The organism is Acidimicrobiales bacterium, assembly GCA_035512495.1.
GTDB lineage: Bacteria > Actinomycetota > Acidimicrobiia > Acidimicrobiales > CADCSY01 > DATKDW01.
Window position 1 is genome coordinate 27416 of record DATKDW010000044.1, and the last position, 22707, is coordinate 50122.

The window sequence follows — 22707 nt, forward strand, 5'->3', positions numbered from 1 at the left end:
GGATGCCTCCCGTGCTCAGTCGACCAGGGCGCTGATGTGTGGCGGCGCCGTGGGCGAGGGGGCGGGCGGAGGGTCGGTGGCAGCCACCAGGTGCGACCACAGGTGGATGGTGGCCGGTACGGCGAAGGGGGCCTCGAGGTTGATGATGAGGCACTCGCCCGGCATGAGCGTCTGGATCTCGGGGCCGAGGGCGCTGATGTCCTGCTTGGACGAGCCCCGGAGGATGGTGCGGTCCTTCTCGTCGGCCAGGCCGAGGACGAAGAAGGTGTTGAACTGGCTGAGCAGCTCGTCGTCGAGCAGCTTGGGCTGCTGTGTGATGGCGCACAGCCCCACCTTGAACTTGCGGCCCTCGCGCGCCACCCGGGGGAAGACGTTGGACTCCCGGTCGGTGTTGCGCGACAACACTCGCTGGGCCTCCTCGAGCACGATGGCCACCACGGGGAGGCGCTCGTGGACCTCGGGGTCATCGAGGTAGGCCCCCGACCAGCGCTCCATCACCTTGCGGGTGAGGAAGCTGGCCACCAGCACCTCCTCGGTGGACCCGAGGCCGCTGACGTCGATGAGCACCACCTTGCCGTCCTCGAGGTCGCGGACCACGGCGGCGCCGACGGACACGCCGGGGTCGGCGGCGATGCACGACAGGTCGACGATGCGCCGGGCCCGGCGGTGCACCACCTGGAGGGTGTTGAGGGCCACCCGGCCGTTGAGCTCGACGTCGCGGAAGCCGGGCAGGTCGTCGAGGTGGGTGAAGGCCAGCAGCCACGACAGGCCGTCGCCGCCGTAGTGGCGCTCGAGCTCGAAGAGAGCCTCCTCCTGCGGCCTGGACCACTCGTAGGCGGTGCGCAGGTCGTCGACGGTGAGCTCGGCCAGGCTGACCTGGAGGCTGGTGGTGTTGGGCAGGCGCCGGGCGGCGTAGGTGCGGAGGCGTTCGGCGGCCCACGGGTGGCGGGGCAGCTCGCGGCGGTACTCGCCGTGGGGGTCGACCAGCAGGAGCCCGTAGCGACCCGATGCCCGCAGCACGCCGCCGGCCAGCACCCGCATGAGGTTGGACTTGCCCATGCCGGTCGTGGCGAAGATGCCCACGTGGGTGGCCAGGCTGGCCCCGGGGATGCCGACCTCGAAGTCGACCACGGTCTCGCCGCTGCGCAGCCGGCCGACGGGCAGGTCGCCCATGCGGGTTCGGAGGAACTCGAAGTCGGAGGGCTCGGGGGCGACCACCCGGCTGAACTGGGTGGGAAGGCTCTTCGGCTTGCGGAACTCCTGGGTGCCGTCGTCGGCCTTGGGGGTGAGGTAGCCGAGGCAGCGGCATTCGGCCCGGCGGTAGGTGCGGCGCGCCTGTTCGTGGACGGGGTGGGCGCCGGGCTCGCCACGGGCGTCGTCGGCCAGGAGCGTGCCCGCCACCCGCTCGGCCCAGCCCGGCTCTCGGTGCTCGGTGCCGTAGGTGACGTCGACCACCCGGAACAGGTAGCGCCGACCGGTGCCCTCATCGATGGCGACCAACAGCTCGCCGAGGAAGAGGTCCTCGTCGGGGGCGGCTCGGAACTCGCCCTCGAGGACGTTCTTGCCGAAGAGCCGGCCCCGGGTGTGGCTGGTGGGGTCGGTCACGAGCGCTCCATCAGGTCGTGGCGGTCGGCGAAGGCACGGCGCCGAACGTCGGTGGGTACGCCGGCGAGGTCGAACAGCGAGTCGAGCTCGTGGCGGACCTCGGCACGCAGCCATCCCGGGCAGGCGGCCAGCCCGTCGGCCACCGAGAGGGGGTAGGGATAGCCGGGGAAGGCGGCGTCGTCGGCCACCGCCGCTAGGGGGCCGAGCACGGCCTCGGGCTCGGCAGTGGCGGGCAGGTCGATGCGAAACGAGAAGGGGGCGTCGGGGTCGAGGCGGGCGGCCACGATGGTGACCCCGCCCACGTCGGCGCGGGTGCGCCCGACGGGCGCCCACCACATGGACCGCTCCCCGAACGAGGCCTCGGCCTCGCGCTCGAGGCGGCCGAGCAGGGGGGCGCCGCCGCTGGCGAGCGACGAGTGCTTGGTCACGCCCACAAGGGTGACGCCCCTCGCCGCCGCCTCGGCCAGGAGCTCGGCCAGGAACGTGGAAGGCATGCGCCAGTCGGGTTGGAGGTCGCCGTCGACGAGCACCAGGGCGCCCGGGGTGGCATCGGCAACGCACCGCTCGACGGCCTCCCACTCCCACCGGTCGCGCACCAAGTTGATGTCGACGCTGGTGGTCGGGTCCATCCCCACCACGTCGAGGGCCTCGACCGCTGCCGCCCGCTCCGCCTCGCCCCCGAGGAGCGTGGCCCGCAGCGTGCCGTCGTCCTCCAGGGTGCAGGCGCCATCGGCGTAGCGGACCCGGGCCGCCCGGGTGACGAGCAGCTGGAGGCAGCGGGCGTCGGCCACCACGGACTGGCCGCCGTCGACCGCCCAACACTCCACCGGGGCCTCGGTGCGGGCGAGGGGGCGCAGTGAGACCTGGTCGAAGAGCTCCAGGGCGGCACCGGGATGGGGGCGCGGCTCGGTGATTGTGGTGGCGGTGCCGGTGAGCAGGTCGGCCAGGCGCGCCGCGGCGCGCTCGAGCGTGGTGGAGGCGCCGCCGGTCATGCCCCCATGGTACGGACTGGGGTGTGACGGTTACACGGATGTGATTCGCGCCAGCGGCTAGCCGGTGGGAGCGGGCGGGCCAACCGGCGCGATGTCCCGCCAACCCCGCCCGGCCGGCCTGCTCAGCGCCTGGCGACCGCCGGGATGCGCCGGGCCGGGTGGTCGAGGGCGTCCTCCACCGCGGCAAGCCACCGCTGCGCCATCAGTCGGGATCCGGCGGCGTTGGGGTGGGTGCCGTCGCGGGTGTGGCGCTTCGGTTCGAAGCGGTCGTGGTGGTCGACGAGGACCACGAGGGAGCGGGGCGTCGAGGAGGTGGCCACCACTCTGGCGATGGCCCGGTTCAGGGCGGCGGTCTGGCGCTGGTAGCCGGCGCGGCCGATCAGCTGGGCCACGAGGATGGTGGCGTCGGGGCTGCCCACCTGGGCGGCCCTGATCGCGCCCTCGATGGCGCTCGCGGCACGGCCGATGCTGCGGCGCTGGTTGATGTCGTTGGTGCCGAGGTGGATGAGGACGATGTCGGGTCGGTGGCGGGCCGCCGCAGCAGCGAGGGTGTCCCCCACCTGATCGGCCCGCCAGCCCGACCACGACTGGTGGTCGGCGTCGAAGCGGTAGCGGCGGTCCTCGCCGTTGCGGATGCCGTGGCGATCGCCGACGAAGTCGACGTGGTGGCCACGATCACCGAGGGCTCGCCACAGGTAGGGGCGGTAGGTGCCGTCGAGCGCCACCCCCTCGGTGATGGAGTCGCCCACGGCCATGATGCGCACGGGCTGGGAGCCAGGCGAGGCGCCGAACGCGGTGGAGGTGAGGGTGGTCCCGGTGAGCCCCGCGGCGAGCGCAGCCAGGGCGAGGGCCCAGCGCGACGTGGTGGCGGTGGTGAGGCGCCTCATCAGAAGTCCAGCGCCGACAGCTCGGGGACCCAACCGCCGGCCCGGCGCCGTGCCTCTCGCCAGCGGTCGCGGTCGGTGGCACGCCCTGGCTCCACCGCCGCCCGCGGCTTCCAGGTCTCGGCGATGTCGTCCCAGCCGCCCCAGGTCCCCACCGCGAGGCCGGCGAGGAAGGCGGCGCCGAGGGTGGTGGCCTCGAGGACGGGCGACACCTCCACCGGTCGCTGGGTGGTGTCGGCGAGGGCCTGGATGAAGGTGGGGTTGGCGCTCATCCCACCGTCGACCCGGAGCGTGGGGATGCTGAGCCCGCCGTCGGCCTCGGCCGCCTCCACGAGGTCTGCCCCCCGGTGGGCGATGCCCTCGAGGACGGCGCGCACCACCTCGGCTCGTCCGCTGCCCCTGGTAACGCCCAGGAGGGTGCCCCGCGCGCCGTGGTCCCAGTCGGGGGTCCCGAGCCCCAGGAGGGCGGGGACGAACCAGACGCCATCGGCGCTCTCGCACGATGACGCCACGTCGTGGGACTCGGCGGCGGTGTCGATGATGCCGAGGTCGTCACGGAGCCACTCGACGGCGGTGCCGGCCGAGAGCATGATCGCCTCCACGCCCCAGGTGATCTCGCCGCCGGCTCGCCAGGCGACGATCGGGAACGTCCCGCCGCCTCCCCGTGTCTCGAACGACGGCCGGTCGGGTCCGACGCAGAGGTCCAGCATCCCACCGGTGCCGAAGGTGATCTTGGCCATGCCGGGTCGCACGCAGCCCTGGCCGACGAGCGAGGCCTGCTGGTCGCCTGCGAGGCCGGCGATGGGGGGCGCGCCGGGCAGGGCGGTTGCCTCGCCCATGACCCCGGTGGAGTCGACGACCGTCGGGAGGGATGACTCGTCGATGCGGAGCGCCTCGAGGATGTGGGGTGCCCAGCCGGAGCCGTCGGCCCGCATGAGCCCGGTGACGGCCGCGTTGGAGAGGTCGGTGATGTGCAGCGAGCCTCCGGAGAGGTGCCAGGCGATCCAGGAGTCGACGGTCCCGACGCACAGGTCGCGTGCCCGGTCGGGATCGGCCATGTCGAGCAGGAAGGCGGCCTTGGTGGCGCTGGCGTTGGGGGCGACGCGGATCCCCTGCTGTTGGAGCATGAGGCACGTGCCCGCGGTGCGCAGGTCCTGCCAACCCACACCCGGCCCGACCGGCTCGCCGGTGGCGCGGTCCCAGACGATGGTGGACGCGCGCTGGGCGGCGATGCCGACCGCGGCCACCGGCCCCCCGGCCTCGAGAGCAGCCGTGGCCACCTCCAGGGCGCCGGCCGCCATGGCGGCGGCGTCGAACTCGACGAAGCCCGGCATGGGGGAGGAGGGGAGGACCTCCCGGTGGTGGACGGCCTCGACGGAGGCGTCGTCGCGCACCACCGCAGCGCGCACGCCGCTCGTGCCGACGTCGACGACGAGGATGCTCATGGCTGCGGTGCTTCCTTCCCTGCCCGCCGGCTGGCGAGCGCTCCTCCGAGCAGGCCGCAGGCGTAGGCCAGCAACCCGTTGAACGCGATCCGGGTGATGCTGACACCATCGCCGCGGATGGTGCGACTCGCCACGCCGATTGCTGCGACCACGACGTAGCCGGCGAGGGCGGCGAGGGCGCTGGTGGAGTAGGGCGAAGCCGGCGCCCGCCGGGCCGCCAGGTGCCCGCCCACGACGAAGACCACCAGGGTGCCCACGAAGGCGAGCAGCGACAGCGGGCCCGCCTCGCCGTCGTCGCGAGCCACCACATCGGCGACGGCGAGCGGCAGGGCCACGGCGACGACCACGGTGGCGCCGAGGGCGACGGCGCGCAGGTCGACAGCCCGGGTCACGGCCAGGCGACCTCACCGAAGGGGCTCGGGAGCCCGAGCTTGCCCGGGTTGAGCACACCGGCGGGGTCGAGTGCCCCCTTGAGGGCGATGAGCACGTCGAGGCCGCCGCCGAGGGCCTCGGCGACGAAGCGGCTGCGGTTGAGGCCGACCCCGTGGTGGTGGCTGAGGGCGCCACCGGTGGCCAGCACGGCTCGGGTCCCGGCGTCCCACGCCTCGACGTAGAAGCGCTCCCGGTCGTCGGTCTCGGGGCGGCCGGCGAAGGTGAAGTAGAGGCAGGCGCCGTCGATGTAGCTGTGCGACTGGTGGGCCGAGGCGACCATGGCGCCGTCGACGGCGAGGATGGCGGCAGTCGTCGCCTCGTAGATCTCGCCCAGGGCCCCCCACGGGGCGGCGATCTCCATGGTGTCGACCACGAAGCCCTTGCGGGTGAGGCCTTCGAGCGCGCTCACGTCGTTGCGGTGGGACATCCACCGGTCGACGAGGCCATCGTCGAGGCGCTCGACGCCGGCACACTCCTCATCGACCACGGCCATGGTGGCGCCGGTCACGTGGGCGTCGCCCTCGTCGAGGACGAGGAGCACGTGGCGCTCGCCCGTCTCGTAGCTGCGGTGGGACTCGGTGGCGTCGTAGAGGCGCAGCACCGCCGGTGTGGCGCCCCGGCGCAGGATGCGACGGCAGGCCTCGAGGCCCTCGGTGAACGAGGCGAAGCCCCACGCGCCCTGGACGGTGGCGGGCGGCACGGGATGGCAGCGCAGGGTGGCCTCGGTGACGATCCCGAGCGTGCCCTCGGAGCCCACGAAGAGCTGGTTGAGGTCGGGACCGACGGCGGCCCGTGGCGCCCCGCCGGTGCGGATCACCGAGCCGTCGGCCAAGGCGACCTCCATGCCGACGACCATGTCCTCGATCTTGCCGTAGCGCGTCGAGAGCTGGCCGGCCGATCGGCAGGCCAGCCACCCGCCGACGGTGGAGAGCGCGATCGACTGCGGCCAGTGCCCGAGGGTGAGGCCGTGGTCCGCCCGGAGGCGGTCCTCGAGGGCGTCGCCAAAGGTGCCGGGGAGCACCGTGGCGGTGAGAGATGCGTCGTCGACCGACACGATCCCGCTCATGGCGGTGAGGTCGAGGACGACCCCTCCGTGGACGGGGACGCTGGCGCCGCAGACGCCGCTGCGGCCGCCGGCGGCGGTGACGGGGACGACGGCGTCACTGCACACCCGCAGCACAGCCGCCACCTCGGTGGCGCTGCTGGGGCGGGCGATCACCGAGGGGAGGCCGGGCACCTGACCCTCGAGCGCCCACTGCATGGCGAGCGGCCACCAGTCGCGACCGGCTTCGGCGAGGCCGCGTGCGTCGGTGGCCTCGACCTCGGCGCACGCCGCGCGCAGGGCGTCGACGACCTCGGTGCCCACGGCGGCAGCTGGGGTCGAGAGGCGGTTGGTGACGGCGCCGCCCGGCGCCGCCTCGAGGGTGATCGGCTCGGTGGGCGTACCGGGGAGGGGTTGGAGGCTCATCGGGGTCACCGTCCTGCTGGGGTCGTGGTCTGGGGGAGCCCGCTGGCCGCCCGCTGGGCCATGACCGAGCGCCGGAAGGCCTCGGCCTCGGCCGCGGCCTCGTCCTGGGACCACCCCAGGTCGGGTGCCATCAGCCGGGCGGTCTCATCGGCGGCATCCGCCGACGCGAGGCCGTCGAGCCACCGCGCGGGCATCCGCCGGGTCAAGACGTCGTCGACCGTGCGGGCCATCTCGTAGCGCACGGCGTACACGACCTCCGCTCGGACGTAGGGGAGGCCCTCGACGATGGGCTCGCCGAGCGTGGGGTCGGCGGTCACCATGGCCGCCACGGTCCGGGCGTCGCCGCCGTGGCGATGGCTGAGGTGGTCGAGCAGCTCAGCGGTCACGCCGAGGCGCTCGGCGGCCGACGTCGCCTCCGACACCAGCTCGGTGAAGCCCTCGGCGCCGCGCAGCCGGAGCTTCTTGGTGCGGGACCGGCCGCCCCGGCCGAGGGCGTCGACCGCGGCGTCGATGGTGTCGGCGGCCATCTTGCGGTAGGTGGTGAGCTTGCCGCCGGTGACGGTGATCATCCCCGTCTCCGAGGCGGCGACCTTGTGCCGGCGGGAGAGGTCGGCGGTGCGGCTCTCGGCGTCGGCACCCTTGACGAGGGGGCGGAGGCCGGCCCACGTGCCGAGCACGTCGTCGGTGCTGAGCGGTTCGGAGACCGAGGCGTTGATCGCCCCGAGGAGGTAGGCGACGTCGTCGGGGGTGCACTGGGGGTCGTCGAGCGGGCCGTCGTAGTCGGTGTCGGTGGTGCCGACGTAGGTGCGGTCGGGGCCGTCGTCAGCGGTGCCGGCGCCCTTGGCCACGGGCACCACGAACACCGACCGCTTGTCCTTGGGCACTGGCACGACCGCGGCGATGTCGTTGCGGACCTTGTCCCACGGCACGGTGATGTGGATCCCCTTGGCCGGCCTGATGCTGTCGGGATCGCCGCCCTCGTCGAGGGCCCGGACCTCGTCGCTCCAGACGCCGGTGGCGTTGACCACCACTGAGGCTGCCACCTCGATGTCGGCGCCGCCTTCCTCGGGGCGGACGGTCACGCCGGCCACCCGGCCGTCGAGGCCCTTGGTGATGCCCACGACGCTGCAACGGTTGGCCACGGCCGCGCCGTGGTCGGCGGCGGTGCGGGCGAGGGTCAGGGTCAGGCGGGCGTCGTCGGTCTGGGCGTCGTAGTACACGAAGCCGCCGACGACGCGCTCGGCGCGCAGCGTGGGCATGTGGGCCAGCGTCTCTTCGGCCGAGATCCGCTGGTGGAGCTTGCCGATGCGGGCTCCGCCGGTGAGGTCGTAGAGCCACAGGGCGCTGTTGAGCGCCTTGGCCAGCTTGGGGTGGATCACCCCGCCCTTGCCCAGCACCGGGATCAGGAAGGGCAGCAGGCGCACCAGGTGGGGGGCGGTGCGTCGGAGCCTCTGGCGCTCCGCGAGGGCCTCGTAGACGAGGCGGAACTCCCGCTGCTGGAGGTAGCGCAGCCCGCCGTGGACCAGCTTGGACGACTTGGACGACGTGCCCGAGGCGAAGTCGTGTCGCTCGACGAGGGCGGTGCGAAGGCCTCGGGAGGCGGCGTCGAGGGCGGTGCCGGCGCCGGTGACGCCGCCACCGACGACGAGCACGTCGAAGTGCTCGTCGGCGAGGCGTCGCAGCGCCGTGGGACGGTCGAAGGTCATGTCCGGGAACCTACCGGTGCGGGACGCATACTCCCGGTGCGGTGTGACCATTGTCACGATGGTCATCAGAAATGGCCTGCTCGGGTCTTGTCCGCCGGTGGTGGCCTGGTCACACTGATGCGGGCCACAACCGGCAGCGTCGGAAGAGACGGCAGGGGGGGAGTGGCGACCACAGCGGGCAGCAGCGAACGGGAGGCCCTCGTGGTCGAGCTCTTCGGGGACGATCACGTCCCGTCGCGCTTCGAGGGCCGCCTCCTGCGGACGAGGGAGGTCGCCCTGCTGTTCCAGGTGTCCGAGCGGGCTGTGACCGACTGGGCCCGCAAGGGCCGGATCCCCTCGGTGCGGACGCCGGGCGGGCACCGGCGCTACCCAGCCGAGCAGGTGCGTTCGCTGCTCATGGCGTCGGAGGGCGGCGCCGAGGCGGCCGAGGGAGGCGCCCAGCTCTAGGACGCGTGCGTCGAGGGGTGCGGCGGGCGTCATCTGGACTCAGCCGACCGGGCTGGTCAATACTGCCACCTCCGCAGCGCGGGTCGATCACGATCCTCGCCGGCCCTTCCGTACGGCCGTCGACCGCAAGGAACGAACCCCCCCAAGATGACGAAGAAATGGCGCGAGCACGCAGCGTGCCGGGGAATCGACCCGGACGTCTTCTACCCGGTCTCCGACGAGGAGGCCGAGCCAGCGAAGGCCGTGTGCGAGCAGTGCTCCGTCCGCCAGGCGTGCCTCGAGTACGCCCTGACGTCTCGGGAGCGCGAAGGGGTGTGGGGCGGAGCCACCGAGCGTGAGCGCCGCCGCATCATCCGCCAGCGCCGTCGCACGGCCTGATTCGGTGGGCGCGGTCACCCTCTCCGAGCTCGGTGGGTGGCCGGCTGTCCTGAGGCAGCTGGTGGCGGGCGAGGACCTCACCTCCACCCAGAGCGGGGCCGCCCTGACCGAGGTCCTGGCCGGGCGGGCCAGCGAGGGCCAGATCGCCGCCCTGGTGATCGGCCTGCGCATGAAGGGCGAGACCGTCGACGAGCTCAGCGGCCTCGTCGCCGCCATGCTCGACGCCTCCGAGCCGGTCGAGCTCCCGCCGGGGATGTCACCGGTCGATACCTGCGGAACCGGCGGCTCTGCCGCCCGTCGCACCGCTGCGTTCAACGTCTCCACCGTCGCTGCCATCGTGGTGGCCGGTGCCGGTGCGCCGGTCTGCAAGCACGGTGGGCGGGCGGCCACCGCCACCAGCAGCTCGGCCGACCTGCTCGAGGCACTCGGCGTCGCCACCGACCTCGGGCCCCGCGGGGTCCGGCGCTGCCTGGAGGAGGTGGGCATGGCGTTCTGCTTCGCCCCCCGCTTCCACCCCGCCATGCGACACGCTGCGCCGGTCCGCCGCGACCTCGGGGTGCCGACGGTGTTCAACCTCCTCGGCCCGCTCAGCAACCCGGCCCGGGTGCGACGCCAGGTCCTGGGGGTGAGCGACCCCTCCCTGGCCGAGAAGGTGGTCGGCGTGCTCCAGGCCCGGGGGGTGGAGCGGGCGCTGGTCGTGTACGGCCACGATGGCCTCGACGAGCTGACGGTGACCACCACCTCCACGGTCCACCAGATCGATGGCGACGCGGTGCGGACCTATGTGGTCGATCCCGCCGACCTCGGCATCCCGCGCCACGGTGGCGACGTCGCCGGTGGTGATGTCGCCGCCAACGTCGACCTTGCCCGCCGGGTGCTCGACGGCGAGGCCGGGGCGCACCGAGATGTGGTGCTGCTCAACGCCGCCGCCGGCCTCGTGGCTGCCGGGGTGGCCGACGACCTCCCTGCTGGCCACGCCGCCGCCACCGCGGCGGTCGACTCCGGCGCCGCCGCCCGCACGCTCACCCGTCTGGCGTCGGTCTCGCACGCCGTGCGCGGCGAGATCGGCGACACCTGAGCCTTCTCGGCACGCTCAAGTCGTCGTGGGGCACCTCAGCGAGCCAAGAAGGGCGACGACGTCGCGGGCCGGGCCCGCACGGTGACCCGCTTGGCTGCCGCGCCCCCGGCGACGACGGGCTCGACCGGCTGGAAGCGGGGCAGCGCAACGACGGGTGAGGTGAGCTCGCCGTCGCACGACACCACCCGCACCCGGTGGGCCTCCTTGTCGAGCCAGGCGGCAACGCAGGCCACCTCGTCGGCGGCCTCCCGGTCGAGGGGGGCGCCGGGGACCACGAGGGGTGCCGGCGTGGCGGCCGAGGCCGGCAGCGATGGTTGGTCGCCGACCCACGCCAGCGAGAGGACCCCGCCGACCAGCTCGGCGCGTGCCCCGTCGGGCAGCGCCACCACGAGCCGACCGGCCCGGCGCAGCCCGTCGAGGCGCCGCTGGCGGGCGATGGCGCCGGCAAGGGTGGCCGCTCGCTCGCGCATCTCGGCTGCTTCCTCGTAGCGCTCTGCGACGGCCAGGGATCGCATGCGCCCCTCGAGGACTCCGAGGAGGACCGACGGGTCGACGGTGAGGCCATGCACCACGTGATCGACGATGGCGGCGTAGTCGGCCTCGCTGATGTCACCGGCGCACGGGCAGGTGGCCACCCCGAGCTGGGCAGGGGCGCACGCCGCGCCGCGGAGCACCCGCGTCGTGGGCCGTGCCGTGCAGCGGCGCAGCGGCGCCGCGCACTCGATGGCGTCGGCCAGGCGACGGGCGGCCGACGACGACGACAGCGGGCCGAGGTAGAGGGCGCCGTCGTCTCGCACCGCCTTCACGACCGACAGCCTGGGGAAGCGCTCGCCGAGGGTGAGCTTGAGGTAGGCGTAGCGCCTCCAGGTGGTTGACTGCCGGTTGAACCGGGGCAGGTGACGGTGGATCAGGCGGACCTCGAGCACCGCTGCCTCGAGCGCGCTGGTGGTGGGGATGTGGTCGACCGAGACGGTCTCGCGCAGCAGCTGGCCGACCTTGCGCCGTTGGTCACCCGAGAAGTAGGAGCGGACCCTCGTCCGGAGGTTCGTCGCCTTGCCCACGTAGAGGACCCTCCCGCCGCGGTCGCGGAACAGGTACACGCCAGGGGTGCGAGGCAGGCCGTCGGTGAGGCGGAGCTTCCCCGCCTCGGGGTGGCCCACGATGGTGGGCAGGGAGAGGAGGTCGTCGAGGCCGAGGACCCCGAGGCTGCCTGCCCGCTCGAGCAGCACGTGCAGGAGGTCGCCGGTGGCGAGGGCGTCGGCGAGCGCCCGGTGGCTTGGCTGGTGGGGGAGCCGGTAGTGCTCGGCGAGCGTGGCGAGCTTGCAGTTGCGGACCTCGTCTCGCACGAGCCGTCGGGCCAGCGCGCAGGTGTCGACGACCGGGTTGGCCAGCCGCGGGTAGCCGTGCCGGACGAGGGCGGTGTCGAGGAAGGTCACGTCGAAGCGGGCGTTGTGGGCGACCAGCACCGTGCCCGCCGCGAACTCGAGGAACGACGGCAGCACCGCTTCGATGCGCGGGGCGGGCCGGACCATGGCCTCGGTGATGCCGGTGAGGACGGTGATGAAGGGGGGCACCGGCGTGCCGGGGTTCACCAGGGTGGCGAACGTACCAACGGACTCGCCGCCCCGCAGCTTGACCGCGCCGATCTCGGTGATGGCGCAGTCGGCGGCGGAGCCTCCGGTGGTCTCGAGGTCGACCACGCAGAACGTGACGTCGTGGAGAGGGGTGCCGAGGTCGTCGAAGGAGCGCTGCGCCGGCGCGGGCATGACGGGACCCTAGGCGAACGGGTGTTCGGCTGACAAACATGCGTTCGATGCCGAGGGTCGCGGTGAGGCCTGGGCCGGTGGCGTAGCGGCGCGCAGGTACGCTCGCCGGCGATGCCCACCCGCTACCGGTGCAACGCCTGCGGCAACGTCACCCGCTTCGATGTGACGCTGCGCTGCCGCACACGATCGTTCCACCACTACTCAGTCGGCGGCGACCTCGTGGTGGAGGAGACCGAGGTGCTGGAGGAGGAGGTGGAGGACGTCTCCTGCCGCTGGTGCGGGAGCGGCCGGGCCGTTGAGGCCATCGCCGCCGAGGGCTGATCGTCGGGCTCCTCGGGCTGCTGGACCTTCGGTGTCACACCCCCTCCGTAGGTTGTGCCGCGGGCGGATCGATCGGTGGGAGCACCGGAGAGGACAGGTGGCCAGATGGCATCGACGACAGGCAGGTGGGGTGGGGGACCGGTCGAGGAACCGGGCGGCGCCTCGCTCACGATCGACTGTGCCGACTGCGAGCTGCAGGCCACCCTGGCGTGTGACGACTGCGTGGTCAGCATCATCTGCGGCAGGTCGGCCCACGAGGCCGTCATCATCGACGTGGCCGAGGTCAGGGCCATGCGCCTGCTCGGGGCCGCGGGGCTCGTCCCCCGGCTCCGCCACGCTCGCCGAACGGGTTGACCCGGCCATCCCCCTCCGGCTCGACGATGTGTCCAGATCGCGCCTGCCCGGGGTCCCCGGAGCCAGCGAATGCTGCTGCTACCGTCGCGGCGCGAATGGCTCGACCAGCGAGCCCGACGGCCGGGGGATCACGTGCAGGAGCTGCACCTCGTCGGGTTCACGACGGAGCGCGACGGCCTGATCTTCAGCACCCGCCAGGGCGCCAAGTCGGGCAGCTTCATCATCCCGGTCGATGACGAGCTCCGGCAGGCACTCCTCGCGGCAGGTGCCGATCATGTCGACGACGAGGTTGGGGCAAAGGCTGCTCCCTCCCGCCCGGCGGCACCCGAGAGCGTCCTCTCCCCGCGAGAGATGCAGGAGCGTCTGCGTGCCGGCTGGACCATCGAGGAGGTCGCCCGGGAGGCGGGGGCCGAGGTCGACTGGGTGGCCCGCTTCGCTGCCCCCGTGCTGGCCGAGCAGGCGAGGGTGGTCGGCCATGCGCTCGACCTGACCTTCGACAAGCCTCGCGTCGGTCCGTCCAGCCGCCCCCTCGGCCCCTCGGTCCGCCGGAACATCGCGGGCCGGGGTGTGCGCATGACCGACGACGAGGTCGAGGCCGCGTGGGGGGCGTACCAGCTCGACGACGACCTCTGGGTCGTGCGCTTCGTCTACACCTCACGGGGCCGGGAGCAGCGGGCCGAGTGGCTGCTCGACCAGACGGCGGGGACGCTGCGCTCCCACAACCGCCTCGGCTCGCAGCTGGGCCACGTCGGCGCCCGGCGTGGGACGTCCACGGCGACCCGACGCAGCGCCTCCCGCACGTCCGCCCCGAGGAAGGCTGCTGGCAAGAGGAGCGCAGCGGAGAAGAAGGCTGCCGCCAAGAGGAGCACGGCGAAGAAGGCGGCGGCGAGGAAGGCGGCGGCCAAGAAGGTGGCGGTGAAGAAGGTGGCGGTGAAGAAGGCGGCGGTGAAGAAGGCGGCGGTGAAGAAGGCGGCGGCGAAGAAGGCGGCGGCCAAGAGGAGCGCTGCGAAGAAGAAGGCTCCCGCCAAGAGGAGCGCTGCGAAGAAGAAGGCGGCCAAGAAGGTGGCGGCCAAGAGGAGCGCTGCGAAGAAGAAAGCTCCCGCCAGGAAGGCGGCGGCGAAGAAGAAGAAGAGGGCTCCCGCCAGGAAGGCCCCGGTCACGAGGCGCGCTGCGACGACGCGGCGCACCGGGCGGTCGGTGGCTACCGCCCGCCGAGGGACTCGGGACGGTTGGGCCGGGCGGGCGACCAAGGCCGCGGCAACGGTTCCCGCCGCCCCGCGGCGTCAGGCCTCGGGCGCCACGTCGCCGGCATCGACCGTCGTGGCCACGGGGCGGGTCGCGGCACCGCTACTGGCGGCCGCTCCGGTGGCCGGGCCGCTCCGGTCGGCGCCGACCGTCGCGCCGACTCCGGCCTCGCCGGTCGCTCCATCCGAGCCCGTCGTCCCTCCTGCTCCCGGCCACCTGCCGGGCGCTGTCGAGCCGGCAGGTCCGGTCACCGACGCCGTCCCAGCCGTGGGCCCGGCGCAGGACGGCTCCGTCGGCTCGTGGCCTTCCGACGCCGAGCCGCCCGTGGAGGTGCCCGATGGCGAACCGGTGGTGCGCATCGACTCCCGGCGGGGTACCACGGCAGCATCCGAGCCCCAGCCCGAGTCCGAGTCCGCCTCCGGACCTGAGGCTCGGCGTGGGCCGACGTTTCGTGCCGACATGGCCCGACTCGCCACCCCCGGGGTCGACGGATCCCTGCCGATGCGTCCGAGGCGCCGCGAGCCACTGCGGGGACGCTGACCGGCTCGGTTGCCTGCCGGGTCGCTGGTCCGCGGCGACCGGTGCCAGCATGGCGTCGTGCCGCACCTCCTCGTCACGAACGACTTCCCTCCCAAGCTCGGGGGGATCCAGTCGTACCTGTGGGAGCTCTGGCGGCGGCTGCCGCCCGACGAGGTGACGGTCCTCACCACGCCCTACGAGGGTGACGCCGCCTTCGACGCCGAGCAGCCGTTCCGGGTGGTTCGCACCACCGAGAAGGTGCTGCTGCCCCGCCGCTCGCTGGTTCGCCGCGTCGATGCCCTCGCCGAGGAGGTGGGAGCGTCGCTGGTGGTGCTCGACCCGGCGCTGCCGGTCGGCCTGATCGGGCCGCACCTCGACCGTCCCTACGCCGTGGTCGTCCACGGCGCCGAGGTCACCGTCCCGGGTCGACTGCCCGCGGGTCGGACCGCGCTGCGGCGGGTGCTGCGGGGGGCGACCCACGTCGTCGCCGCGGGCGGGTACCCCTCGGCCGAGGCGGACCGTGCCGCCGGCCGGTCGCTGCTCACCACCGTCGTGCCTCCGGGCGTCGACGCCGACCGCTTCGTTCCCCTCGACGACGAGGCGCGGGCTGCCGCCCGCCGGTCGCTCGGGCTCCCGACCGACGGTCGGCTGATCGTGAGCGTCAGCCGGCTGGTGCCCCGCAAGGGCATGGACGTGCTCATCCGGGCGGCGGCCCGGCTGGCACCGGCTCGTCCCGATCTGCTCGTGGCCATCGCCGGGAGCGGTCGAGACCGCCCTCGCCTCGAGCGCCTGGTCGTCTCGACGGGAGCCCCCGTCCGCTTCCTCGGCCGGGTGCCCGACGACGACCTCCCCGCCCTCTACGGGTGCGGCGATGTCTTCGCCATGCTCTGCCGCGATCGGTGGGCCGGCCTCGAGCAGGAGGGTTTCGGCATCGTGTTCCTCGAGGCGGCGGCCGCCGGCGTGCCTCAGGTCGCCGGCGCCAGCGGCGGCTCCGACGAGGCCGTCGTCCACGGCACCACCGGCCTGGTCGTGCGCCGTCCCGATGACGTGGGCGAGGTCGCCGACGCCCTCGGGCAGCTCCTCGACGACCCGGGACGCCGCCGGGCGATGGCGGCGGTCGGGCGCGCCCGCGCCGTCGAGGAGTTCTCGTACGACCTCCTGGCCGGCCGGCTCCGGGCGGCGATCGAGGCGACGGTGTGATGCTGGGCTCGTTCGCACGGGGAGACGAGGGGCCTGGCGAGGTGTCCGGCCTCCAGCGAGACCTCATCGTGGTCACGGCGGTGGTGGGCACCGCCACCTTCGTCGTCGCTGCCAGCGTTGCTGCCATCTGGCCTGACGTGCTCGCCACCCCCGTCGCCGTGTTCGACGTCGCCCTCTTCGCCGTCGGCAGCATCGCGTTCGTCTGGTCGTTCCTGCAGGTCGTGGGGCGCAGCCGGTACGAGGTCGTCTCGGTCCCCGGGACGTGGCTCCTCACCGGAGGGGTGGCCCCGGCCCCGGTGCGGCGGATCCTCCTCGGTGCGCTCGCCGCCCAGGCGGTGGTGGCGCTCGTCACGGCGTCGGTGCGGCCCTTCACCCCGGTCGCGTTCGGCATCCTGGTGCCGACCTTCGGCCTCGGCCTCTGCGGGTTGTGGGCCGCCCGGCACGGGTCGTTTCCGGCGAGGGACCGGTGAGCACGCCTCCTGTTGGGCACCGACGAGGTCGACGTGCCACGATGCACCCGCGCCGCGCACGTGGAGGAGACCCGAGGTGATGGCCGATCAGGCGACCGAGCACATGACGATCGCGGTGCCACCAGGGCGCTGCTACGAGGTGGCGCTCGACATCGGCCGCTACCCCGAGTGGGCCCGGGACATCAAGGAGGCCGACGTGCTCGAGCGCGACGACGCCGGTCGTCCCGATCGGGTGGCCTTCCGTGCCGCCGCCATGGGTCACAGCGCCCGCTACGTGCTGCGATACGACCACGACGGCGCCCCTGGCCGCCTGGCGTGGGTCCTCGAGGAGGGCGACATCATGCGACGCCTCGACGGTGAGTACCTGTTCGAGGCGGTCGAGGGCGACCCGGGGTCGACGGCGGTGACCTACCACCTCGAGATCGAGCTTGCCGTGCCGCTGCCCGGCTTCGTGAAGCGTCGCGCCGAGGGAAAGATCATGACCACCGCCCTCGACGAGCTGAAGCGTCGCTGCGAGGGCACCGCCGTCGACCCGGCGTGAGCCGATGACGAGGGTCCTCCTCTTCACCGGCAAGGGTGGGGTCGGCAAGACCACCACGGCGGCCGCCACCGCGCTGCGCTGCGCCGAGGCCGGCCAGCGGACGATGGTGCTCTCGACCGACCCGGCTCACTCGCTGTCCGACGCCCTCGACGTGCCCCTCGGCCCGCTCGCCAGCCCCGTCTGCGACGACCTCTGGGGCCAGCAGCTCGACGCCCAGGACCGCATGGAGGAGGCGTGGGCCGAGATCCGCACCTACCTGGTGGAGGTCCTCTCGTGGGCGGGGGTCGACGGGATCGAGGCCGAGGAGCTGTCGGTCCTGCCGGGCCTCGACGAGGTCTTCGCCCTCGCCGACATCCGCACCCACGCCGAGTCGGGGGAGTGGGACGTCGTGGTGGTCGACTGCGCCCCGACGGCCGAGACCCTCAGGCTGCTGTCGTTGCCGGAGATCTTGTCGTGGTACATGGACCGCATCTTCCCCATGGGTCGCCGGGTCACGCGCCTGGTCGGGCCGGTCCTGTCGCGGATGAGCTCCGTGCCGGTCGCCGGTGACGCCGTCTTCGCGGCCACCCGGCGCTTCTACGACCGCCTCGACGGGGTGCGGGAGCTGCTCACCGACCCGGCCCGCACGAGCGTGCGCCTGGTGGTCAACCCCGAGCGCATGGTCATCGCCGAGGCCCGCCGCACCCACACCTACCTCTCGTTGTTCGGCTACCGGGTCGACGCCGTGATCGCCAACCGGCTCCTCCCCGACGAGATCTCCGACCCGTGGTTCACGGCCTGGAAGGCCACCCACGCGACCCACCTGGAGGCCATCGAGGAGGGCTTCGCCCCGGTGCCGGTGCTGCGGGCCGAGCTGGCACCCGAAGAGCTCGTCGGCCTCGATGCCCTGCGCGGGTTCGCCGACGCCCTGTACGGCGACCTCGAGGCCGGCGCCCGGCTGCACGATGGCGAATCGTTCGGCATCGAGCGCGACGGCGACGAGATGGTCCTCTCCCTGCCGTTGCCGGGCGCCACCCACGACGACCTCGAGCTGGGCCTCCACACCGACGAGCTGCTGGTCCGGGTCGGGCCGCACCGTCGTGCCATGGTGCTGCCCGACACGCTCCGACGTCGGCCCGTCGGAGCTGCCGCCCTGCTCGAGGGGCGGCTCGAGGTCCGCTTCGGCCCCCGACGACCGGTGGAGGCAACCGCATGATCGACGATGAGCGCACGCGCGAGGGCCTCGACCACCTCCAGGCCGCCGCCCTCGAGGCGATCGCCGCCACGCGGGCGTTCCTCGACGTGGCCGAGGAGCTCGTCCGCGAACCCGGCGCCGTGGGCGAGATCGTCCGCACGGTGCAGGCCATGGCAGCCACCACGCTGAGGCGGCCGGACGCCCCGCCGCCGGCGCCGACGCCGGCGGACCGCGGGGCGGACGACGCCGACGACGATCCCTCTCCGGTGCGCCGCATCCACGTCTCCTGATCAGCTGGTCTCCCCGGCGCGGACAGGCGGTCGTCATCTAGACTCGCCTCCCCGAACCCCCTACAGGAGGTGCCGTGGTCGCCATCACCGAGGACGACATCCGCGATCTGGCTCTGTTCAAGGGAGAGGAGGCGCCGGTCACGAGTTGCTACCTCGATGTTGACGGCGCCCACCTCCTTCGCCACGAGGACGTCGTCCACCAGCTCGACCTCTTGTTGCGGTCGGTGCGGCCCCTCGCCAGCACCGACCGTTCCGTCGCCGCCGACCTCGAGCGCATCGAGGAGCACATCAAGGGGGGCATCGACCGCTCCCACACGAGGGGGTTGGCGTTCTTCTCCTGCGCCGCCCAGGACTTCTGGCGGGTGATCGAGCTGCCGATGGCTGTGCGCAACCAGGTGGTGGTCAACCACACGCCCTACGTGCGCCAGCTGGAGGTCGTGGTCGACGAGCACGTCCCCTTCGGGGTGCTCCTCGCCGACAAGCAGCGGGCTCGCATGTTCGTCTTCGAGCTCGGGGAGCTGGTGGAGACCACCGAGCTGTTCGAGCAGCTGCCCCGTGGGGACGACGCCGACCACAGCTACACGAAGGACCAGAACCAGAGCCACGTCGCGGCACTCGCCCACCAGCACCTGCGCCACGCCGCTGAGGTCGCCTTCGAGGTGTTCAAGACCTCACACTTCGAGCGCCTCATCATCGGGGCGCCGGACGAGATCGCGTCCGAGCTGGAGTCGGTCCTGCACCCCTACCTCCAGGAGCGCATCGAGGCACGCCTCCCCGTCGCCCCCAGCGCCAGCGTCGAGGAGATCCGTCAGGCCGCCCGCACCGTCGAAGCGGAGGTCGAGCAGCGCAAGGAGGCGGAGCTCGTCGCCCGCCTCCGCGACGAGATCGGCGGCAACCGACGGGGGGTCGCCGGCCTCGACAGCACGCTGAAGGCGCTCGTCGAGCGGCGGGTCGAGACCCTGCTCGTGTCGGTCGGCTTCGCCCACGAGGGCTGGCGGTGCGCGGCTTGCGGCCACATCGCCCGCGTCGGCCGCACCTGCCCGGTCTGTGAGGCGGAGATGCACGCCGTGGGCGACGTGGTCGAGGAGGCGGTCGAGGAGGCGCTCGTGCAGTCCTGCAACGTGCAGTCCTGCCGTGACAACCCCGACCTCGACGTGCTCGGCGGCATCGGCGCCATCCTCAGGTATTGAGCGACGCGCCGACGATCGGCGTCGACGTCGGGGGCACCAAGGTGCTCGGCGTCGTCGTCGACGCGGACGGTGAGGTGGTCGCCGAGGTGCGACGGCCAACCCCGCTGGGTGGCGGCGCGGTCGTCGATGCCATGGTCGAGGTGGTGGCCGCCCTCCGGCAGGAGGACGCTGGTCGAGCCGCCACGGCGGTCGGGGCAGGCGTGCCGGGGCTTGTCGACCGCAACGGGGTGCTGCGCGGCGCCCCGAACCTGCCCGGGGTGACCGATCTCGACGTGCAGTCGCTCGGCGAGGCGGCCACCGGGCTGCGGTGGCGCGTCGACAACGACGCCACTGTCGCGCTGTGGGGGGAGCACCTCCTCGGAGCCGCGCGCGGCGTCGCCGACGTCGCCCTCGTCACCCTCGGCACCGGCATCGGCGGTGGACTGATCGCTGCCGGCAGCCTCGTCCGGGGCGCCCACGGCTTCGCCGGCGAGATCGGCCACATGGTCGTCGACGTGGACGGGGTCGTGTGCGTGTGCGGGCGCAGCGGGTGCTGGGAGCGCTATGCGTCCGGCAGTGGCCTCGGACGCCTCGCCCGTGAGGTCGCCGACGCCGGCCAGGGCAGGGCCATGGTCGCCTTGGCGGGTGGCGACCCCATGGCGGTGCGGGGCGAGCACGTCACCCGCGCTGCGGCCGAGGGCGACCCCGATGCGCTCGCCCTCGTCGACGTCTTCGCCGACTGGTTCGCGGTCGGCCTCGCCAACCTGGTGCAGATCCTCGACATCGAGCGCTGCGTCGTCGGTGGCGGGCTGGTCACCGCGAGCGACGTGCTGCTTCCACCCATCGTGGAGGCCTTCGGCCGCCGGCTCGGCACACCACGCCAGCGCCCGACGGTGGCGATCGTGCCTGCCGAGCTGGGAGCGAGCGCAGGCGCCATCGGCGCCGCCCTGCTGGCGCGGGACACCGAGCGCGTCGCCGGCACGTAGCGCGCCGCGCACCGTCATCGTCGACCTGGTGGGGCCCTCTAGCATCGGGTCGTGGAGTTCCGTCGCGTCACCTCGCTGCCCCCGTACGTCTTCACCATCATCGATGGGCTGAAGAAGGAGGCCCGGCGAGCAGGTGAGGACGTCGTGGACCTCGGCTTCGGCAACCCCGACATCCCCTCGCCGGACATCGCGGTCGAGAAGCTGGCCGAGGCCGCCCGCAACTCGCGCAACCACCGCTACTCGGCCAGCCGGGGCATCCCGAAGCTGCGCGAGGCGTTCGCCGACCTCTACCTGCGCAAGTTCGGCGTCCGCCTCGACCCGGAGACCGAGGTCATCAACACCATCGGAGCCAAGGAGGGTTACAGCCACCTGATGTGGACGCTCCTGCAGCCGGGGGACGCCGCCCTCGTGCCCTCACCGTCGTACCCCATCCACATCTACGGGCCCCTCCTCGCCGGTGCCGATGTCCGGGAGATGCCGCTCGGCCGTCCGCTCGTCAGCGGGGGGGCCATGGGGACGCCCGAGGCCGACTTCTTCGAGACCCTGGTGGAGCGCTACGAGTACTCGTGGCCGAAGCCCCGGGTCATCGTGCTGTCGTTCCCCCACAACCCCACCACGACCTGCGTCGACCTCGAGTTCATGCAGAAGGTCGTCGACTTCGCCCGCCAGCGCGAGGTCGTCATCGTCCACGACTTCGCCTACGCCGACCTCGGCTTCGACGGCTACGACCCTCCCTCGATCCTCCAGGCCGAGGGCGCCAAGGAGGTCGCCGTCGAGCTGTACTCGATGACGAAGTCGTTCTCGATGGCAGGGTGGCGGGTGGCGTTCATGGCCGGCAACGCCGAGGTCGTGGCTGCGCTGGCCAAGCTCAAGAGCTACCTCGACTACGGCACCTTCCAGCCCATCCAGATCGCCGCCACGGTGGCCATGAACGAGGCCCCCGACTATCCCGCCGAGGTGCGCGCCTGCTACCAGAGCCGCCGTGACACCCTCATCGACGGGCTGTGCCGCATCGGCTGGGAGATGGAGAAGCCGCAGGGCACGATGTTCGCCTGGGCCCCGATCCCGGAGCCCTACCGTGAGATGGGCTCCATCGAGTTCGCCAGCCTCCTCGTGCGCGAGGCCAACGTGGCCACGTCGCCAGGGGTCGGGTTCGGGCCTGGTGGCGACGGCTACGTCCGCTTCGCCCTCATCGAGAACGAGCAGCGCATCAACCAGGCGATCCGCAACCTCAAGCGAGCCCTCACCAAATTGTAGAGGAAGGCGCCTTCGGCGACCTCTAACGGGGGCGGGGGCCGAGGAGGCCGTCGAGGCAGAAGGCGACCGCGGCGTCGGCGACCTCGTCGCTCGCCACGCCCCGGTCGTGGAGGAAGACCCGAGCCAGGTGGTTGGTGACCCCGAGGATGGCGTGGGTGAGGATCTCGGGGTCGCCGTCGCGCATGCGTCCCTCGACCATGCCGTCCTTGACGTGGCGGACGGCGTCGGCCACCGCGACGTCCTGGCCCCGCTGCATGGCGGGTGCGAAGCGCTCCTCGGTGGCGGCGAACTGGAACAGGTTGAACAGCTCGCGGTGATCATCGAGCCAGGCCATCGAGGCCCGGATGCCGCGCTCGATGCGTCGCACCGGGTCGGGCTCGTCGCCGATGGCGGCCTGCTGGACCCGGCGCAGCTCGTGTTGGGCCTCGCGGAGGATCTCGAGGAACAGCTCCTCCTTGGAGGAGAAGTACCAGTAGAAGACGCCCTTGCCCACCCCCAAGCCCTCGACCACGTCGGCGACCGACGTGGGGTGGTAGCCCCGCTCCGCGAAGCGCCGGGCCGCCTCCCGGAGGAGCTGCTCGCGCCGGGCACGGCCGCGCGGGGTGAGCTTCTCGCGCATCGCCCGGAGGGTACACGGGCACTTGACCGACCGGTCAACGAGCGGCGCGGCGAAGCCGGGGCGCAGGCAACCGTCGGTCAGGCAACCGTCGGGCGCGCTCGCGTCGACGCCCCTCGGTCGGCGAACCGCGGTGGCCGACGTCGAGCTCGGATCGCGGACCGCCTGATCCCGGGAACCCGGGACACCCTTCCCCCCGGCCTCGGCGCCGCCTACGCTCGCTCGCGCAGCGACGACGGCGAACCACGAGGGGGAGCGTGCTCTACTGGGTCATCAAAGGGGTGCTCACCCCGGTGCTCCACCTCGCCTACCGGGTGAGGGTGGAAGGGCGCGAGCACGTCCCCGTGACGGGTCCGGTCATCCT

23 protein-coding genes are annotated in these 22707 nt (G+C 73.1%); 14 read left to right on the forward strand and 9 right to left on the reverse strand.

Annotated features, from left to right (window positions below; all coding sequences use genetic code 11):
• Nucleotides 1–15: 15 nt before the first annotated feature.
• From VMN58_05800 to VMN58_05830, 7 genes are all read right to left on the reverse strand, one after another.
• A complete protein-coding gene (locus VMN58_05800) occupies nucleotides 16–1605 on the reverse strand; it encodes an ATP-binding protein (GenBank protein HUF32703.1) in 1590 nt (529 codons plus the stop codon).
• Nucleotides 1602–2597 carry a hypothetical protein gene (locus VMN58_05805; GenBank protein ID HUF32704.1) on the reverse strand — a complete coding sequence of 332 codons (996 nt, stop codon included), beginning with the start codon at nucleotides 2595–2597 and terminating at the stop codon, nucleotides 1602–1604. The genes VMN58_05800 and VMN58_05805 overlap by 4 nt, the downstream gene beginning before the upstream one ends.
• 122 nt (nucleotides 2598–2719) lie before the next feature.
• Nucleotides 2720–3484: an SGNH/GDSL hydrolase family protein gene (locus VMN58_05810; protein ID HUF32705.1), complete on the reverse strand. Its 765-nt coding sequence runs from the start codon at nucleotides 3482–3484 to the stop codon at nucleotides 2720–2722.
• Nucleotides 3484–4926 (reverse strand): FGGY family carbohydrate kinase, encoded by a 1443-nt coding sequence (locus tag VMN58_05815; GenBank protein HUF32706.1) that lies wholly within the window; start codon nucleotides 4924–4926, stop codon nucleotides 3484–3486. The genes VMN58_05810 and VMN58_05815 overlap by 1 nt, the downstream gene beginning before the upstream one ends.
• Nucleotides 4923–5318, reverse strand: a complete 396-nt coding sequence (locus tag VMN58_05820) for a hypothetical protein (protein ID HUF32707.1) — start codon at nucleotides 5316–5318, stop codon at nucleotides 4923–4925. Before VMN58_05820 ends, VMN58_05815 begins: the two co-directional genes overlap by 4 nt.
• Entirely contained in the window at nucleotides 5315–6826 is a 1512-nt protein-coding gene (locus tag VMN58_05825) for an FAD-binding oxidoreductase (protein ID HUF32708.1), read from the reverse strand. The genes VMN58_05820 and VMN58_05825 overlap by 4 nt, the downstream gene beginning before the upstream one ends.
• Nucleotides 6827–6831: 5 nt before the next feature.
• Nucleotides 6832–8532 (reverse strand): glycerol-3-phosphate dehydrogenase/oxidase, encoded by a 1701-nt coding sequence (locus VMN58_05830; protein HUF32709.1) that lies wholly within the window; start codon nucleotides 8530–8532, stop codon nucleotides 6832–6834.
• A gap of 162 nt (nucleotides 8533–8694) precedes the next feature.
• Here VMN58_05830 and VMN58_05835 point away from each other — a divergent pair, with 162 nt between their 5' ends.
• The 3 genes from VMN58_05835 to trpD all read left to right on the forward strand — a co-directional run bounded on the left by VMN58_05835 (nucleotide 8695) and on the right by trpD (nucleotide 10435).
• Entirely contained in the window at nucleotides 8695–8979 is a 285-nt protein-coding gene (locus VMN58_05835; GenBank protein ID HUF32710.1) for a helix-turn-helix domain-containing protein, read from the forward strand.
• 147 nt (nucleotides 8980–9126) lie between these two features.
• Nucleotides 9127–9357 carry a WhiB family transcriptional regulator gene (locus tag VMN58_05840; GenBank protein HUF32711.1) on the forward strand — a complete coding sequence of 77 codons (231 nt, stop codon included), beginning with the start codon at nucleotides 9127–9129 and terminating at the stop codon, nucleotides 9355–9357.
• A 4-nt stretch (nucleotides 9358–9361) separates the two neighbouring features.
• A complete protein-coding gene (trpD, locus tag VMN58_05845; protein HUF32712.1) occupies nucleotides 9362–10435 on the forward strand; it encodes an anthranilate phosphoribosyltransferase in 1074 nt (357 codons plus the stop codon).
• A 35-nt stretch (nucleotides 10436–10470) separates the two neighbouring features.
• On the opposite strand, the gene VMN58_05850 is transcribed toward trpD, so the two are convergent.
• On the reverse strand, nucleotides 10471–12201 hold the full coding sequence (locus VMN58_05850) for a DEDD exonuclease domain-containing protein (protein HUF32713.1): 1731 nt from the start codon (nucleotides 12199–12201) through the stop codon (nucleotides 10471–10473).
• Between the two features lie 111 nt (nucleotides 12202–12312).
• Between VMN58_05850 and VMN58_05855 the strand changes: the two genes are divergently transcribed.
• The 11 genes from VMN58_05855 (at nucleotide 12313) to VMN58_05905 (ending at nucleotide 21727) form a co-directional block, all read left to right on the forward strand.
• Nucleotides 12313–12522 carry a hypothetical protein gene (locus tag VMN58_05855; GenBank protein HUF32714.1) on the forward strand — a complete coding sequence of 70 codons (210 nt, stop codon included), beginning with the start codon at nucleotides 12313–12315 and terminating at the stop codon, nucleotides 12520–12522.
• A 105-nt stretch (nucleotides 12523–12627) separates the two neighbouring features.
• Nucleotides 12628–12876: a hypothetical protein gene (locus tag VMN58_05860; GenBank protein ID HUF32715.1), complete on the forward strand. Its 249-nt coding sequence runs from the start codon at nucleotides 12628–12630 to the stop codon at nucleotides 12874–12876.
• 132 nt (nucleotides 12877–13008) lie between these two features.
• Entirely contained in the window at nucleotides 13009–14661 is a 1653-nt protein-coding gene (sepH, locus tag VMN58_05865) for a septation protein SepH (GenBank protein HUF32716.1), read from the forward strand.
• Between the two features lie 57 nt (nucleotides 14662–14718).
• The gene (locus VMN58_05870; GenBank protein ID HUF32717.1) at nucleotides 14719–15840 is read left to right on the forward strand and encodes a glycosyltransferase family 4 protein; all 1122 of its coding nucleotides are present in this window, start codon (nucleotides 14719–14721) and stop codon (nucleotides 15838–15840) included.
• Complete coding sequence (locus tag VMN58_05875; protein ID HUF32718.1) at nucleotides 15840–16310, forward strand: hypothetical protein; 471 nt, start codon at nucleotides 15840–15842, stop codon at nucleotides 16308–16310. The genes VMN58_05870 and VMN58_05875 overlap by 1 nt, the downstream gene beginning before the upstream one ends.
• Before the next feature lie 79 nt (nucleotides 16311–16389).
• Complete coding sequence (locus tag VMN58_05880; GenBank protein ID HUF32719.1) at nucleotides 16390–16851, forward strand: SRPBCC family protein; 462 nt, start codon at nucleotides 16390–16392, stop codon at nucleotides 16849–16851.
• Between the two features lie 4 nt (nucleotides 16852–16855).
• Nucleotides 16856–18046, forward strand: coding sequence for a TRC40/GET3/ArsA family transport-energizing ATPase (locus VMN58_05885; GenBank protein HUF32720.1), 1191 nt, complete (start codon nucleotides 16856–16858; stop codon nucleotides 18044–18046).
• Nucleotides 18043–18315, forward strand: a complete 273-nt coding sequence (locus tag VMN58_05890) for a hypothetical protein (protein ID HUF32721.1) — start codon at nucleotides 18043–18045, stop codon at nucleotides 18313–18315. Before VMN58_05885 ends, VMN58_05890 begins: the two co-directional genes overlap by 4 nt.
• Before the next feature lie 74 nt (nucleotides 18316–18389).
• Nucleotides 18390–19505 carry a hypothetical protein gene (locus tag VMN58_05895; GenBank protein ID HUF32722.1) on the forward strand — a complete coding sequence of 372 codons (1116 nt, stop codon included), beginning with the start codon at nucleotides 18390–18392 and terminating at the stop codon, nucleotides 19503–19505.
• Complete coding sequence (locus tag VMN58_05900; GenBank protein HUF32723.1) at nucleotides 19502–20470, forward strand: ROK family protein; 969 nt, start codon at nucleotides 19502–19504, stop codon at nucleotides 20468–20470. The genes VMN58_05895 and VMN58_05900 overlap by 4 nt, the downstream gene beginning before the upstream one ends.
• 51 nt (nucleotides 20471–20521) lie before the next feature.
• Nucleotides 20522–21727 carry an aminotransferase class I/II-fold pyridoxal phosphate-dependent enzyme gene (locus VMN58_05905; GenBank protein HUF32724.1) on the forward strand — a complete coding sequence of 402 codons (1206 nt, stop codon included), beginning with the start codon at nucleotides 20522–20524 and terminating at the stop codon, nucleotides 21725–21727.
• A 22-nt stretch (nucleotides 21728–21749) separates the two neighbouring features.
• Here the strand turns inward: VMN58_05905 and VMN58_05910 are convergent, their stop codons facing one another.
• Nucleotides 21750–22346: a TetR/AcrR family transcriptional regulator gene (locus tag VMN58_05910; protein ID HUF32725.1), complete on the reverse strand. Its 597-nt coding sequence runs from the start codon at nucleotides 22344–22346 to the stop codon at nucleotides 21750–21752.
• Nucleotides 22347–22707 lie beyond the last annotated feature (361 nt).

What these genes read in the sequence shown, in the direction of transcription:
- VMN58_05830 (HUF32709.1), bottom strand. Translation starts at nt 8,532, where the DNA reads ATGACCTTCGACCGTCCCACGGCGCTGCGACGCCTCGCCGACGAGCAC.
- VMN58_05875 (HUF32718.1), top strand. Translation starts at nt 15,840, where the DNA reads ATGCTGGGCTCGTTCGCACGGGGAGACGAGGGGCCTGGCGAGGTGTCC.
- VMN58_05810 (HUF32705.1), bottom strand. Translation starts at nt 3,484, where the DNA reads ATGAGGCGCCTCACCACCGCCACCACGTCGCGCTGGGCCCTCGCCCTG.
- VMN58_05885 (HUF32720.1), top strand. Translation starts at nt 16,856, where the DNA reads ATGACGAGGGTCCTCCTCTTCACCGGCAAGGGTGGGGTCGGCAAGACC.
- VMN58_05910 (HUF32725.1), bottom strand. Translation starts at nt 22,346, where the DNA reads ATGCGCGAGAAGCTCACCCCGCGCGGCCGTGCCCGGCGCGAGCAGCTC.
- VMN58_05890 (HUF32721.1), top strand. Translation starts at nt 18,043, where the DNA reads ATGATCGACGATGAGCGCACGCGCGAGGGCCTCGACCACCTCCAGGCC.
- VMN58_05850 (HUF32713.1), bottom strand. Translation starts at nt 12,201, where the DNA reads ATGCCCGCGCCGGCGCAGCGCTCCTTCGACGACCTCGGCACCCCTCTC.
- VMN58_05805 (HUF32704.1), bottom strand. Translation starts at nt 2,597, where the DNA reads ATGACCGGCGGCGCCTCCACCACGCTCGAGCGCGCCGCGGCGCGCCTG.
- VMN58_05825 (HUF32708.1), bottom strand. Translation starts at nt 6,826, where the DNA reads ATGAGCCTCCAACCCCTCCCCGGTACGCCCACCGAGCCGATCACCCTC.
- VMN58_05880 (HUF32719.1), top strand. Translation starts at nt 16,390, where the DNA reads ATGGCCGATCAGGCGACCGAGCACATGACGATCGCGGTGCCACCAGGG.
- VMN58_05860 (HUF32715.1), top strand. Translation starts at nt 12,628, where the DNA reads ATGGCATCGACGACAGGCAGGTGGGGTGGGGGACCGGTCGAGGAACCG.
- VMN58_05840 (HUF32711.1), top strand. Translation starts at nt 9,127, where the DNA reads ATGACGAAGAAATGGCGCGAGCACGCAGCGTGCCGGGGAATCGACCCG.
- VMN58_05855 (HUF32714.1), top strand. Translation starts at nt 12,313, where the DNA reads ATGCCCACCCGCTACCGGTGCAACGCCTGCGGCAACGTCACCCGCTTC.
- VMN58_05815 (HUF32706.1), bottom strand. Translation starts at nt 4,926, where the DNA reads ATGAGCATCCTCGTCGTCGACGTCGGCACGAGCGGCGTGCGCGCTGCG.